Raw genomic sequence first — 15,046 nt, 5'->3', positions numbered from 1 at the left:
CTCCCCTTTAGTCGATAATATTTTCTAAACCGTACACAAGATGGTCTAGATTCATTACTGTCTCAATTGATAGTTTTACACCAGACATAAATGATGCACGATTGAATGAATCATGACGAACTGTTAACATTTGTCCGTCTCCACCAAACATTACTTCTTGGTGTGCAATAAGTCCTGGTAAACGTACACTATGAATGTGAATGCCGTCTACATTTGCACCACGAGCCCCTTCTAGTTGCTCTACTTCATTTGGATGACCTTGCTGCTTTGATTCACGATTTTGACGAATTAATTCTACTGTTTTTACCGCTGTACCAGATGGTGCATCTAACTTTTGATCATGATGCAATTCAATTACTTCAACATCTTGGAAGTATTTCGCTGCCATTTGTGAGAATTTCATCATAAGAACTGCACCAATTGCAAAGTTTGGAGCGATAATTGTTCCTACTGCTTTTTCTTTCGCAGTCTCGGTTAATTGTTTTAGCTCTTCTTCTGTAAATCCAGTTGTACCAATAACAGAACGAAGTCCACGCTCAACTGCTAGTGTAACGTGTTGTTTCCCAACTTCTGGCGTTGTTAAATCTAACAACACATCTGCTTCTACTTCCTCTAAACAAGTATGTAAATCTCCATAAATAGGTGTATCTAGCGCTGGCATTCCCGGTAAATCAGAGATTTTCTCTCCACCATGCTTATAATCCACTGCTGCTACTAAATTAAAATGTTCCGTTCTTTCCATAAGAAGAACTGCTTCATGTCCCATACGTCCTCTTGGTCCAGCGATAATTACTTTAATTTCTTTCATTATTCTTTCTCTCCCTCATCAATACGTGTCCAGCGATCTTTATCGCGAGTATTAAATTTATTCATTACAATGTTATGTGCTGTTTCTAAATCAATATTTAAACTATTTGCCATACAAATCATAACAAATAATACATCTCCAAGCTCTTCTTCAATACTACGTTCTGTTTCAGTTGTTTTCTTCGGTTTCTCACCATAATAATGATTCACCTCTCTTGCAAGCTCCCCCATTTCTTCCGTTAAACGAGCCATCATTGCAAGTGGACTGAAATAACCTTCTTTAAACTGACCAATATATGCATCAACTTCTTTCTGCATATCCTTCATCGTTTTCGCTTCCATACAATTCACCTCTAATCCTTCCTCTTTCATGTTAGCCAATTCATCGCGATTTGACAAATATTATTCCCCGCCAAACACCTATTTGCGACCCATTTTTGGATAGACTATAATAAAGTGAAACTTCTTTTGCGATTTTTTTGCAAAAGATTAGTTGAACTAATCGGGTTCCTACGGCTGGTTCGCCTTTCTTCAGAGCTTTATCTCCTACCAGCCGTTGGTACGGGGTAAAGTGAAACTTCTTTTGCGTTTTTGGCAAAAAATTAGCCTAAACCAATCATTTTTTATAGCCTTCACTATTTTCACTAGCAACTAGAAATTACTTATCATTATGTTTTACCGTTTCAGCGGAGCAATGCCATTTACATAATTAGGGGGATTTCTATATGACATCAAATTTGAAGATTCGAAATATCATTTTTATTTTAATCGGTTCCGCTATTTTTTCTTTCGGTATTGTGAATATCAATATTGAAAATCACCTTGCAGAAGGTGGATTTACCGGTATTACACTATTATTGTATTTTCTATTTAAGTTTGACCCTTCTTATTCAAACTTAATTTTAAATATCCCTATATTTTTTATTGGTTGGAAGTTACTTGGAAGAGCGACATTTATATATACACTAATCGGCACATTTAGCGTATCTTTATTTCTATGGATTTTTCAGCGTTACGAAGTTCTCAACTTACATGTAAACTTACAAAATGATATGACACTCGCAGCTTTATTTGCTGGGGCATTTATTGGTATCGGTCTCGGGATCATATTTAAATACGGCGGAACTACTGGCGGTGTAGATATTATTGCGAGACTCGCTCATAAATATGTTGGCTGGAGTATGGGGAAAACGATGTTTATGTTTGATGCTATCGTCATTATCGTCTCTATCCTTACCTATTTATCATATCGCGAGGGTATGTATACGTTAGTTGCTGTTTTTATCGGGGCGAAAGTCATTGATTTTATGCAAGAAGGAGCCTATGCAGCAAAAGGAGCAACTATTATCTCCGATAAAAACGATGAAATTGCTTCTAAAATTTTATCTGAGATGGAGCGCGGAGCGACCTTTTTAAAAGCTGTTGGATCGTATACAAAAGTGGAACGGAACGTATTGTATTGCGTTGTGGCTAAAAATGAAATCGTGAAATTAAAAAATATTATTACTTCTGTAGATCCTCATGCATTTGTTGCAGTAAGTGACGTACATGATGTAGTTGGTGAAGGTTTTACGTTGGATGAAAATAAAAACCCATTACATACATAAACACAACTAGAAAAGCTTTTTAGCTTTTCTAGTTTTTTATTACGTATTGCTTAAGTTTCTCTAAATCCTCATAAATAAGCTCCAATAAGCCCCGATTATAAAAAATGGAAGCAGGATGGAAGGTCGGAAAAATATGATATTCTTTCTCTGACCATGTAAATTCTGCACTTTGTATATCCTTTAATTTTTGAATGGGCTGTTTTAATAATTGCCCGTGTACATCTGTGATTTTTTTACCTTTTCCTGTTAAACGCTGAAGACCGATATTGCCAAGCGTGACAATTAGCTTCGGATTTAGTTTCTCTAATTCATAATCTAACAAAGGTGCATGGGCAACTATTTCTCCTTGATTTGGCGTTCTATTATACTTTTTTTGTATAATAGAACCATTTCGTTCTTTTTTCTCTCGCCACTTATAAGGTCTACTCCGAACAGCACTCGTAATATATACTTCTTCCCTTGTAACGTGAATACGTTCTAAAAAACCCATTAATTGTTTTCCGGCTCTCCCGCTAAACGGAATCCCATTATGAATTTCTGTTTCACCAGGCGCTTCTCCTAACAACATAAATTTCGGATTTTCAGGGCCTTGTCCACTTAAAAAACCTTCTAATTGATAAGGAGCACTACGCTCTTTCACTTGTTTTACTAAATGGTCTGGATATTTCATTTCCCCACCGCCTTTCCGCATTACTTCTATTATTTCTATTTGCAATACATTATATAATTCAATCCACAAAACAAAAAAGACTATCAAAATTGATAGTCTTTAGTCGTCGCTACGCTGCATACCAGTATAAATTAATACGAGACGTAATAATTCAAATACCGCTACGGCTGCAGCTGCTACATATGTTAATGCTGCCGCATTTAATACTTTACGAGCTTGGCCATATTCATCTGTTGATACGATTCCTAACGCTTCAATTTGTTGCATCGCACGCTTTGATGCATCAAACTCAACTGGTAATGTAACGAGTTGGAACACAACACCTGCTGCCATTAAAATGATACCTAAAAATATCATGTTGGCCATCGATGCAAAAATACCGATCATAATAAATATCCAAGAAATATTTGAACCAAAGTTCGCAACTGGCACTAACGAATGACGAATACGCATAAAGTTATAATCTTTTGCATCTTGAATTGCGTGTCCTACTTCGTGTGCTGCAACTGCTGTACCAGCAACTGAATGACCGTAATAGTTATCTGTTGATAATCGAACTGTTTTGGCAGTTGGATCATAATGGTCTGATAAATGACCTGGTGTTTCTTCTACAGCTACGTTGTATAATCCATTTTCATCTAAGATTTTCCGAGCCACTTCTGCTCCTGTCATACCTGATGTTGAATAAACTTGTGAATACTTGCTATAGGCACTACGTACTTTTGACTGTGCATACAACGGTATGATCAAAATGATCGCGAAGTAAATTAAATAAAACATCATGAACCTCCATTGAAGTTTTAATTATAGTACTTCTCATTCTATTTTCTTCTGCCACCATTGTCAATGAATAAACCTTACAATCCGAATCTTTATTTATTACATTATCTATTCTTAGAATGTACATTACTTTTTCTTTTTTCTCTCTCTCCTTTATACTTTCTCCACCCAACATAAGTTAATGTGAATAAAATAAGACCTCCAGTAATTGTCATAAACCAAATGAGAGAAGGTGCAATTTCATCTTTTTTTACTGTATGAAATATTTTTTGCAAATCTCCTTTAATGATTCCTAATTGCATTTGCCCACCTTTTGTTTTTAACATAACGTTACGAAATTCATCCAAATAAGATAAATGGGCATTTACACGCTGCACTTCATTTTCTGGCAAGGCAATCATTAAGCTTGGATAAATAATATTAAATTCATGTAAAAATGTGTTTAACGTTTGTTGAAACTGTCCCGTATCTTCTTTTTTCATTGCTTTTTCCATTTGAGAAAAGGCATCCATTACTTTTCCTTCTCTTTCCATCCAAAGTGGTTGGTATTTCGATACTTGCGCATCGACAGCGAGCTGCAGGGCTAACACATTATCAATTTTAACTTGTTTCCTTACATCTTCTTCCGCGAGAGATTGTTTCGCCTTGTCGTAAGCTAAAGAAATAACTCTAACTTGATCTGGCGTTACTTCCTGCTTCTTTTCATTCCCCTTTATTACAAACTGCTCCGAGAAATGTTGCAGTACTTGTACTGCTTTTTCATCTTCATTACGCTTCACTAATTGTAATGAGTCATCTAACAACCCTGTTAGTTCACTCCACTCCTCAGCATATATACGTAACGGAAACATGATAATTAGAAATGCAATCAGTCCAATTAATGTTCTCTTCATCACGGTCCCCCCTATAACTACTAGTACAAAATATGTTAATGTGGACAAGAATAGAACAGAACTGGACCGAAAAATATATTATCGTTTTACAAACAAAAAAAATTCTCTTTAAACAGAGAATTTTTCTTTTGAAATCCTTTTCTTTTTTACGAAATATTTATACAAGCTATAACAAATTATGCTACCACATAAAATAAATAATAAAATAGCACACGCTGCATGCATAAAAAACTCTTCTGGTAACATTAATATAATCGGATCCGTTTCAATATCAAACATCCAATAATCATTACTGAATAAAAGCTTATGGAATAATACAAAACTCTTTTCAAAATTAATAGCAATTGGTAACACAAGCGCAATCGGAAAGATAATTGTTACAATCGATCCATGCAGTAAAAACTTTTCATTTTTCTTTTTTAATAAATACATGCCGCCTACTATTGCAATTATAATTGTCGCATACATTACATATTGTATCTTTACTAAAATATTTTTAACATCTACAAAATGAATACGGCCATTTGTAGACATATCTAATGTGGGCAACTGTAATGCACCGTCATAAAACGGAGATAAATATGTGATAAGCACATCATAATTTCTTTTAATATCATCCTTCGTCATATCTGCTAAATCTGGAATGTTTAAAAAATCAATTTCAAAATAATATAGCCATTTTCCATATACAACCGCCGTTGTTGCGAGTGCAAATATAGAAAATGCTATGCTATATGAAACAATTATCGTAATCAATCGATCCAATATTTTTGTACCACTCGTATTTTTCTTCATTTTCTCCCCCTACATATTCTAACTATCATAAAGAAAACTGTTTTCGATTCTCACGTAAGCAATAATAATATGTCATACAAAGCACAGCAATGCTTAACCAGAACGTAAAATAACCAATTTCTCCTACAAACAAATGCATAATTCCGTATCTCGGCATTTGCCAGAACAAATAATCAATTGCATCATTATGTAATGTCCATATAGCGGCTACCGCAAAATGCCATTTTTTTATACGGTAAAACGGTGCATATAGCACTGCTTGTACTGCCATCGCAAAATGCGAAAGCATTAACATATACCCGATAAGGCCAATAGGACCTTTTACATAGATCATAACCCCATTTACAACAACAGCCCATATACCATATTTTATTAAAGTAACAATCGCTAGCGCCTCTATTAATCCCCAATTTCTCTTTATTAAAAAAGCGATTAAAACAAAGACAAAAAAGAGACTTGCCATAGGACTATCGGGTACAAACGGCCAAAATATAGGTAAAGTTTCTTTTAATTGATTTCCATACCATATGAATCCGTATATTGTACCTAATATGTTAACAACTAATAAAAATGATAATACGGAGCGTTGTCTTAACATTGCATACAAGTAAACCAAGCTGTATGTCCAACACCTTTCATTCTTTCATCAAACTCTACTCTATTATATAGTAAACTTTCTATCATCAAAATAAAAAGCTGACTACAAATTTTGTAGTCAGCTTTTTATTATTTTTTATTATACTTTGCAACGAATTCCGAAAGCTTCTTCAGTTCCTCATCTGTACCTTTAAATACACCTTTAGGCATGGAACCTTTTCCCTCTTTCGCAATTTTAGCAATTTCTTCAGGCTTCAAAGTTAAATTTTGCAGTGCTGGTGCTGCTGCGCCGCCCTGTAAATTGTCACCGTGACATGTTAAACAAGTATTTTTTTGCATTAATTTATAACCGTCATCATTTTTATCAACTGGTGCTGTTTTTACAATTGCTCCTTGTTTTTTTGCAGCTTCCCAGTCGTGGTGTGCTACAGATTCCCAAGTTAAAAAGATAATTGATGCAACTGCTAAAAGCATAAATCCCGTTGCTACAGGACGCTTCAATGGGCGTCTTTCTGGGCCTCGATCAAGAAATGGAGCTAACAGTAATGCGCCAAACGCAATCCCTGGCATAATGAACGCTCCAATTACAGTAAATGAGCCAGAAGCATAAGAATACTTTAATAACTGATACAAGAATAAGAAATACCAATCTGGAAGTGGTATATACCCAGCATCAGTTGGATCCGCCATTCTTTCAAGCGGTGACGGATGCGCCACTGTTAAACATAAATAACCAATTAAAAAAACTGCACCAACCATCCATTCTTTTAACAAGAAGTTCGGCCAAAATGCTTCTGTTTTCCCTGGGTATTCCGAATAGTCTTTTGGAATATTTGGTTTCCGAGCTACTGGTACCCGAGAATCTCCTACAAACTTCATCCCTTTGCCGCGATGCATAATCTCCCTCCTTTAGTTCTTTCCCCTTTAATTTAGCAATCTCTTATAGTGGACCGGAAATACCTTGTTTGCGAATCATGATGAAGTGGAAGGCCATTAAACCTAGAAGTGCTGCTGGTAAGAAGAAGACGTGAATAGCAAAGAAGCGAGTTAATGTTTGAGCGCCAACAATTTCGGAATGACCAGCGAGTAATGTTTTAATGTAAGGACCAATGAGCGGCGTTTGCTCTGCAATTTGAATCCCTACTTTCGTAGCAAATAACGCTTTCATATCCCACGGTAATAAATATCCGGTAAAACCAAGACCTAACATAACAAAGAAAATAAGAACACCAACAATCCAGTTTAGCTCACGAGGCTTTTTATACGCACCCTGGAAGAAAACTCTAAGTGTATGTAAAAACATCATTACAATGACGAGACTAGCACCCCAGTGGTGCATACCACGAACAATTTGCCCATATGCAACTTCATTTTGCAAATAATAAACCGATTCCCAAGCATTTTTAATATCAGGCACATAATACATCGTCAAAAACATTCCAGATAAAATTTGAATTACAGTAACGAAAAAGGTAAGTCCGCCAAAGCAATAAACGAATGCAGAAAAGTGATGTGCCGGGTTTACATGTTCAGGTACTTCATGATCAGCGATATCACGCCATATTGGTGTAATATCTAACCTTTCATCTACCCAATCATAAATTTTATTTAGCATCTACTTTGCACCCCCTCTTGGCTTCGCTTTTCCTAAGTACAGCGTTCCATCTTTCACTTTAGATTCGTATACATCGAGCGGCGCAAGGGGCGGCGTGCCTTTAATGTTTATCCCGTCTTTTGTGTAACGGCCCCCGTGACATGGACAAAAGAATTGATTCGGATGTGCTTTGTCCGAATTCCAGTTCACTGTACATCCTAAATGTTTACATACTGGAGAGAACGCAACAATGTCTCCGCTTTCATCTTTATGAACCCAAGCTGATTTTGGCTCTTCGGACTTGTACCAACCATCAACCTGCTTCACCTTAAAGTCGAAACGTTTCGGCTCTGTTGTAATATCCTTTACTTGTGCAACAGCAACCATATCCGTTCCCGCTTCTTTTCTTAACACCGGATCAAGCGCAAATCGCGTCATCGGCATTAAAATACCCGCCGCCATAAAGCCTCCTACCCCTGTAAGGGTATAATTTAAAAACTGTCTTCTTGACACACGATGTTCTTTCTCGCTCACGAAAATTTCCCCCCTCTATCAGAAATTGTCCCCTCGTGATAAATTATATAAAAAATAAAAACTAGGACACTATCATGATATAATACGCTCATGCACAGGTCAATATCATACTACTCATAATAATAAGAACTTTCTGTTTATTGTTGTTTTCCCCACTTTTCTTCTAACATTACCATTATATTTTTTATATGTGCATGAATCACTTCTCTTTTCGCTTGATCACTAAATTGTTCTAACGCTAATGAAGGAAACCAAAATAAATCTCCCTGCAATTCTTGCATATCTTCTTTCCATGAAAAATCACTTGTAACATAAGCAATATGCTTAAAACCTTGCTTTTTCAAATGATTCGTCCATTCTTGCAAACGACCTTTTTCGTTTTTTTGACTTTCTACAAGATACGTAAATGCAGGTAATAAAAGCACTCTTCCTTTATATTCTCTTTCTAGCTCCATACTCAACAATTCGATAAATTCCCCTTGTTCTACTACCATTTTCATTTCTTTCGCTGCTGAAATTGATAAAAGTGGTATAACACCCGTATCTACATATTCTCTTGCTTGCTCAAACTGTTCCACATCTTTTACAATCCATTTCAAATGTCTTCCCTCCCCCATCTATAAATGACAGAACTTTCACTTTATATATATTAAACCATACTAAAAGAGGTAAAAAAAGAAAAACTACCTATATTAAGGTAGTTTTTCTTGAAAAAGTCTGAAATTTGTAAAATTTTATGAATCCAAATGAATTCTATAACATCTTTAACTCCGCTGTTAACCTATGAAACGCTTCCTTATCTTGCTTATCCAGCGCTTCATCAATTTGTTTTAAAAGACGTTCTCTTCTAAAAGAAAATACACTTTCTTCTAAAAACCTTTCTGCAAGTAAACGATCTTTTTCATTTACTTCAATGTGCTTTGGTAAATATGGGTTTTCTTCTAATACAGCTACGTAATTGGCATTTTGAAACGATGATTTAAAATTGAGTTGAATATAAATATCCTCATCTCGATTTAAACGAATATCATGAAACGATTTTTCAGCATCTGTTGTCATAACATTTTGTTTAAAAAAGTGAAACGGTGTGTCTTTTACACAATTCGCGGACATTACTAAGCCACGCGGACAATATTTTGCATGCTCTACGAAGTGGACTTTATGCATCAATTGGTCGTGACTCATTAAATAATTCAAAATCCATACACATTCACGCTGTTTCAGTTGGTAATTATTCAAAAACCATTTTACAAAATCCTTCTTCTCGTTTACAGAAACAGGGGTATTCATAGCAATTAAGTCCCTCCTCTGTCTTTCTCTTTTCTTTTTAGATTCAAGAAGCGGTATTCAGTTTCCTTCCAACTTATGAAAAATCCTCTAAATTATATAACAATTCTTCAATATGAATTTGTGTCGGGTCTAGTTGTATTAACTGAGTAAATACTTCTTTCGCCTCTTTTCGCATACCTTCTTCCAATAAGAAATAACCGTACTCTTCCAAGAAGTCTGGATGATTCTTAAAAGAAGTATATGCACTTTCATAGTGTTTTAATGCATCAGAATACATTTCTAATTGTTTTTTTGCAAACGCAAGATCCCAAAGTAGTTGTGTATCTGGTTCTCCGCTATCGATAGCACGCTCTACAACAGCAATTAGCTCTTCATACTTTTCTTGTTCCTTTAAGATATATGCATATTTTAATGTTGCACCTAAATGTCCTGGATCTAACTCAAGCGCTTTTTGAAGCACTTCCTCTGCTTCCGCTATTTTCCCTAATTTCGCTGCAATGTTCGCTAATTCTACATAGAATGGTACAGAAAGTTCATCTACTTTAATTCCTTCATGAAGTGTTTCATAGCTTTCTTGAAGCATTCCTTCTTTTTCATAGCTTTTCGCTAAATACATGTAAAGCGATGCATACTCAGGATCTAATTCTTTTAGTTCTTGCCAAGCACCAATTGCTCTTTGGTATTCTTCACCTTGGTATAATGTGAAGGCATATCCAAATAATGAGTGAATATCTTTTTGTTCCTCTAAACCTGCTTCATAGTAAGAAATCGCCTCTTCCCAATTTCCAATGGCACTTAACGTTTCTCCAAGGCGCAGTGCAATGACAACACCACCCATTACTTTATGCTCCGCTAATAGCGACTCATAATAAGTAATTGCCTTTTGTTCTTCACCTTTACTACTATATAACTCTGCTAATCCAAACGTAATGACAGGCTCGTCAGGCATCATTTCTTTCGCCTTTAATAGTTTTTGTTCTGCTACATCATCGAAACCTTGCATTTGGAATAAATCCGCTACAAGTAATAACGATTGAACATATAAATCATCATTTTCCGGAATATCATGAAGTACTTCAATCGCTTCATCTTCTTTATCTAGATCAATATATAATTCCGCTAAAAATACAGTGAATTCACTTTCCTCTGGATACAATAAACGCAAATCTTCTGTAATAGCTAACGCTTCATCCGTAAATCCAAGAGTATGATAATAGCGAGCAATATCATACTTCTCTTCATCATTCGCAATTTTTAATTGCTCTTTTAATAATTGTAATCCTTTTTCCGCTTCACCATTTTCAATATATGAAACAGCTTGTTCAAACTTTTGCATAAACGTCTCCTTTAATTCTAAAAAATATTCTTTTCTGTTCATTTACCCCGCTATTAACGGGCAGTAAGACCCCACCTCAAAATTCAGCTAGGGCAAAGAAGTTAGTTTTGGGGGCAACTGCCCGTAAAAGCCCGATTGGTGTGGGCTAATAATCAGCGGGGGATAAACATCCCCCCACTGATTAAAGTTTCACTTTATCATAAGCAACTCATTGTTAGAACGCAACCTTTAGAATGAGCATGCTTCTTCTTACAGAGTAGTTAATTGTTCAAAGGTTCGGATATGATACCGATACCTTCTTACCTTCTTCTATTGTACCGCTTTCTTTTATGACCGTGCAAATAACTTCTCCCACTAATTATCGAGCCATACCAATCTTGATTTACAGAACAACTTAATTACCAAACTTCAACTTTTTTAATGCGATAAAAAAGACTCCTCTAATAGGAGCCTTCACAATCTCTTAAGAATATGTTTCCTCTTTCTGTACTTGCTCATTTACAAGTTCTTTCAGTAACTCTATAATTTCATCATTTTCTTCTTTCAAACCGACAGTAATACGAATGCCATCATCGATACCAAATGCAGCACCAGAACGAACAATATATCCTTTTTTCATTAATCGTTCAAAAGCTTCATTACCAGGAATACCGAGTTTTAAGAAAATGAAATTTGTTTGAGATGGATAATAGAATACGTTATATTCCTTACAAAATGCGTAATATTGATGTAATCCTTCTTCATTCTTTTTCACACATTCTTGTAAAAATGCTTGATCTTCTAATGCAGCAAGTGCTACAGATTGCGCTACAGTCGATGTATTAAATGGTAACCTCGCTACTTCTAGCTGCCCGATTAACTCCGTATTACCAACTGCATATCCGATACGGAAAGCAGCTAGACCATATGCTTTTGAAAACGTACGTAATACCATAAGATTTTCATACTTTTCAAGAAGTGGTAATGTTTGCGGATAGTCTTCTGCTCCCGCATATTCATAATATGCTTCGTCCATAATAACGAGCGCTGACTTAGGAACTGATTCTAAAAATGAAAGTAATTTTTGTTTTTCTACATATGTACCTGTCGGATTATTCGGGTTACAAATCCATACAATCTTCGTTTGATCATCTACTTGCTGTAACATCGCATCTAAATCGTGAACGCCATCTTTAAGTGGTACTTCACGAACTTCTGCTCCTTCAATAACAGCATGGTGATGGTATTGTGAGAATGTTGGATTCGCCATTACAACATTTGTTCCTTCGTGTAGTAACGCACGACTAATCATTTGAATAACTTCATCTAATCCACTACCAAATAACAGTTGTTCCGCTTTAACACCTAAATGTTTTGCTACTTGTGTCCGAAGTTCAAAGGCATGTCCATCTGGATAAAGAGCGTATTGACTCGCTAAAGAAGTTAATGCTTCTGTTACGCGTGCTGAGCAACCGAATGGATTTTCGTTCGATGCTAATTTCACAATTTTTGATAATCCATATTCCCTTTTTACTTCTTCAATATTTTTCCCAGGTACATATGCTCTCAAAGTTAACAATTGTTCTTTTACTCTCATTTTTCTTCCCCCAGTCATTTTATTCAATTCGATTACAATACGGTTATACTCCCTTACTATAATTGTTTATCATAACTGTCACTATTACGAAAATGCTTCTAAATAGGCTCTCCATAGCTGTTATCTACTTCTTATACCCATATCCTTTTGAAATGCCTCTAACGCAATATGAACAGTCTCATCAGGAATAGATACGACATTCACTACCCCATATTCCTGCATAAGTACCATATGAATTGTTCCTGCATTCGCTTTCTTATCTTGTTTCATCAACCCAACGAGGCGTTCTACACTTAAATCACTTGGCATTTTTGGATAGCCGTACTTCAAGAACCACTGCTTCATCTCTTCATAAGCAAGATTTACCTTATACACTTGTTCACTTAAGAATATAGCAAATAACATTCCAACCGCTACTCCGTCACCGTGAGTAATATTTCCATATCCTAGTTCTTTTTCTAGAGCATGGCCTAACGTATGTCCAAAGTTTAAATGTGCACGTACGCCTTTTTCTGTTTCATCTTGCGCTACAATGTTTGCCTTTACAGGAATCGCCTTCGTTAATATGTGGATTAATTTCTCATCACGAAGATCTGCTAATGTTTGCACTTCTTCTTTTAGCCAATGATATAGCTTTACATCACCAATTAGAGCATGTTTTATCACTTCTGCATAACCTGAGCGCCACTCTTTTTCAGGAAGAGACTGTAAAAACGGCGTATGATATACAACTGCTTCTGGTTGATGGAATGCACCTATCATATTTTTACCTAACGGATGATTGATTGCTACTTTCCCACCTACCGCGCTATCGTGAGCTAATAAAGTAGTCGGAACTTGAACAAAGCGAATTCCACGCATAAACGACGCAGCAACAAAACCAGCTAAATCTCCAATCATCCCGCCTCCAAGTGCGATAATTAAAGAATTTCTATCTAATTTATTTTCAAGAGCTGACGTATGAGCCGCATAGAAATTTTCAAAGGACTTCTCTTTTTCACCACTCGGTACAACGAATGAAAATACTTTTTGATCTATTTGCAACGCATCTACAACTGTCTGTAAATGTAAAGGTGCAACAGCCTCATCTGAAATAATCATAATATTTGATACAGATGGCTGCATGTTTTGAACGATTGTTGTCAAATGTGACAACGATTCTTTTCCTACATGTACATCATATTCTTTTGATTTCGTTTGAATATGTATGTTTTCCATTAAAATCCCCTCGCATATTCATTATGTTTCTCAATATTTTCACGAATAAGGTCCATACGATCTAATCCAAATTGTTCTATTAAAGCTGTCGCTAATTCCCAAGCTACAACCGCTTCCGCAACGACACTAGCTGCTGGAACAGCACAACTATCTGAACGTTCAATACTTGCTGTAAAAGGCTCTTTCGTATCAATATCGACACTTTGAAGAGGTTTATATAGTGTAGGTATCGGTTTCATCACTCCGCGCACAACAATTGGCATTCCAGTCGTCATACCGCCTTCTAAACCACCCGCGTTATTTGTTCTTCTTGTATATCCATGCTCTTCATCCCACAAAATTTCATCATGAACTTCGCTACCCGGTCTATGTGCTGCTTCAAAACCAATTCCAATCTCGACCCCTTTAAAGGCATTAATGCTCATTATTGCGGCTGCTAATTTTGCATCTAGTTTTCGATCATAATGCACATAGCTGCCTACTCCAATTGGCATTCCTTCCACAATTACTTCCACGATGCCACCGATTGAATCACCATTTGATTTCGCATCATCAATTGCTTTTATCATTTGATTACCAGCTTCTTCATCTAAACAGCGTACAGGTGATGCTTCTGTAATACTTTTTAATTCTTCAATTGAACGATACGTAGTCTCTTTAGCCTGTACACCGCCAATTTCAATTACATGGCCTGCTACTGCAACACCAAGTTCCGCTAACAATTTTTTTGCAACCGCACCAGCAGCAACACGTACTGTCGTTTCGCGTGCCGAAGAGCGTTCCAGTACATTTCTCATATCTCTATGACCATATTTAATCGCACCATTTAAATCAGCATGTCCAGGTCTTGGTTTTGTTACTTTCCTTTTCATTTCTTTTTCTTCTTGTTCCGTTAACGGCTCTGCACCCATAATTTTTGTCCAATGTGCAAAATCACGGTTTTCAACAACAAGTGCAATTGGAGAACCTAATGTCTCTCCATGTCTAACACCACTTACAATTTGCACTTGATCTGTTTCAATTTGCATGCGTCTACCACGCCCATATCCCTTTTGCCTTCTAGCTAACTCTTCATTTATATCATCCGCTACTAATGGTAGTCCGGCTGGAACACCTTCTATAATCGTTGTAAGTTGTGGACCATGAGATTCACCAGCTGTAATATATCGCATACGTTATTCCTCTTTTCGTATATGTATTTATCTCGCTATATTAAGCAATAATTTTATCTTTCATTACTCTAAAAATATGAAAGAGTTATTCATACATCAGCCATTCGCTTATTCTCCGATAGGCCTTTACTTTACATATCAATATATCATAACAGCTCTAACTTCGTAACTAATAGA

Annotated in this window: 17 protein-coding genes; 1 reads left to right on the top strand and 16 read right to left on the bottom strand. The window is 36.1% G+C overall.

From position 1 onward, the window contains the following. Positions 1–7: 7 nt before the first annotated feature. Both dapB and NLJ82_RS07930 read right to left on the bottom strand, forming a co-directional pair. On the bottom strand, positions 8–808 hold the full coding sequence (gene dapB / locus NLJ82_RS07935) for a dihydrodipicolinate reductase (RefSeq protein WP_000658806.1): 801 nt from the start codon (positions 806–808) through the stop codon (positions 8–10). Beyond that, complete coding sequence (locus NLJ82_RS07930) at positions 808–1,149, bottom strand: nucleotide pyrophosphohydrolase (protein WP_001992677.1); 342 nt, start codon at positions 1,147–1,149, stop codon at positions 808–810. Before NLJ82_RS07930 ends, dapB begins: the two co-directional genes overlap by 1 nt. Before the next feature lie 383 nt (positions 1,150–1,532). Between NLJ82_RS07930 and NLJ82_RS07925 the strand changes: the two genes are divergently transcribed. Then, the gene (locus NLJ82_RS07925) at positions 1,533–2,414 is read left to right on the top strand and encodes a YitT family protein (protein ID WP_000203302.1); all 882 of its coding nucleotides are present in this window, start codon (positions 1,533–1,535) and stop codon (positions 2,412–2,414) included. 28 nt (positions 2,415–2,442) lie between these two features. Here NLJ82_RS07925 and NLJ82_RS07920 read toward each other — a convergent pair whose 3' ends face one another. The 14 genes from NLJ82_RS07920 to aroC form a co-directional block, all read right to left on the bottom strand. Continuing rightward, positions 2,443–3,084 carry a uracil-DNA glycosylase gene (locus NLJ82_RS07920; RefSeq protein ID WP_000876858.1) on the bottom strand — a complete coding sequence of 214 codons (642 nt, stop codon included), beginning with the start codon at positions 3,082–3,084 and terminating at the stop codon, positions 2,443–2,445. A 99-nt stretch (positions 3,085–3,183) separates the two neighbouring features. Beyond that, positions 3,184–3,864, bottom strand: coding sequence for a zinc metallopeptidase (locus NLJ82_RS07915; RefSeq protein WP_000499536.1), 681 nt, complete (start codon positions 3,862–3,864; stop codon positions 3,184–3,186). Between the two features lie 104 nt (positions 3,865–3,968). Beyond that, positions 3,969–4,757 (bottom strand): sporulation protein YpjB, encoded by a 789-nt coding sequence (gene ypjB / locus NLJ82_RS07910; protein ID WP_000831595.1) that lies wholly within the window; start codon positions 4,755–4,757, stop codon positions 3,969–3,971. Positions 4,758–4,865: 108 nt separating this feature from the next. Beyond that, positions 4,866–5,552, bottom strand: coding sequence for a lipoprotein intramolecular transacylase Lit (gene lit, locus NLJ82_RS07905; protein ID WP_000742534.1), 687 nt, complete (start codon positions 5,550–5,552; stop codon positions 4,866–4,868). Between the two features lie 25 nt (positions 5,553–5,577). Further along, positions 5,578–6,168: a lipoprotein heptaprenylglyceryl N-acetyltransferase LhaT gene (gene lhaT, locus NLJ82_RS07900; protein WP_000262841.1), complete on the bottom strand. Its 591-nt coding sequence runs from the start codon at positions 6,166–6,168 to the stop codon at positions 5,578–5,580. Between the two features lie 110 nt (positions 6,169–6,278). Continuing rightward, positions 6,279–7,046 (bottom strand): menaquinol-cytochrome c reductase cytochrome b/c subunit, encoded by a 768-nt coding sequence (gene qcrC / locus NLJ82_RS07895; protein ID WP_000554606.1) that lies wholly within the window; start codon positions 7,044–7,046, stop codon positions 6,279–6,281. 43 nt (positions 7,047–7,089) lie between these two features. Beyond that, on the bottom strand, positions 7,090–7,764 hold the full coding sequence (gene qcrB / locus NLJ82_RS07890; RefSeq protein WP_000932700.1) for a menaquinol-cytochrome c reductase cytochrome b subunit: 675 nt from the start codon (positions 7,762–7,764) through the stop codon (positions 7,090–7,092). Continuing rightward, positions 7,765–8,277 carry a menaquinol-cytochrome c reductase iron-sulfur subunit gene (gene qcrA / locus NLJ82_RS07885; protein WP_001290418.1) on the bottom strand — a complete coding sequence of 171 codons (513 nt, stop codon included), beginning with the start codon at positions 8,275–8,277 and terminating at the stop codon, positions 7,765–7,767. A gap of 137 nt (positions 8,278–8,414) precedes the next feature. Further along, complete coding sequence (locus NLJ82_RS07880) at positions 8,415–8,876, bottom strand: YpiF family protein (protein WP_000871309.1); 462 nt, start codon at positions 8,874–8,876, stop codon at positions 8,415–8,417. A 154-nt stretch (positions 8,877–9,030) separates the two neighbouring features. Further along, positions 9,031–9,567 (bottom strand): ReoY family proteolytic degradation factor, encoded by a 537-nt coding sequence (locus tag NLJ82_RS07875; protein ID WP_001095923.1) that lies wholly within the window; start codon positions 9,565–9,567, stop codon positions 9,031–9,033. A gap of 73 nt (positions 9,568–9,640) precedes the next feature. Then, entirely contained in the window at positions 9,641–10,903 is a 1,263-nt protein-coding gene (locus NLJ82_RS07870) for a tetratricopeptide repeat protein (protein WP_001168676.1), read from the bottom strand. Positions 10,904–11,366: 463 nt separating this feature from the next. Further along, positions 11,367–12,479 carry a histidinol-phosphate transaminase gene (gene hisC / locus NLJ82_RS07860; RefSeq protein WP_001264009.1) on the bottom strand — a complete coding sequence of 371 codons (1,113 nt, stop codon included), beginning with the start codon at positions 12,477–12,479 and terminating at the stop codon, positions 11,367–11,369. A 120-nt stretch (positions 12,480–12,599) separates the two neighbouring features. After that, positions 12,600–13,697, bottom strand: coding sequence for a 3-dehydroquinate synthase (aroB, locus tag NLJ82_RS07855; RefSeq protein ID WP_000427694.1), 1,098 nt, complete (start codon positions 13,695–13,697; stop codon positions 12,600–12,602). After that, a complete protein-coding gene (aroC, locus tag NLJ82_RS07850) occupies positions 13,697–14,869 on the bottom strand; it encodes a chorismate synthase (RefSeq protein WP_001269361.1) in 1,173 nt (390 codons plus the stop codon). Before aroC ends, aroB begins: the two co-directional genes overlap by 1 nt. Positions 14,870–15,046: the final 177 nt, after the last annotated feature.

The sequence above is a fragment of the Bacillus paranthracis genome (assembly GCF_024296885.1).
GTDB lineage: Bacteria > Bacillota > Bacilli > Bacillales > Bacillaceae_G > Bacillus_A > Bacillus_A paranthracis.
The sequence above is the reverse complement of the archived record's forward strand: the minus strand, read 5'-3'. Positions and strand labels throughout refer to the sequence as shown.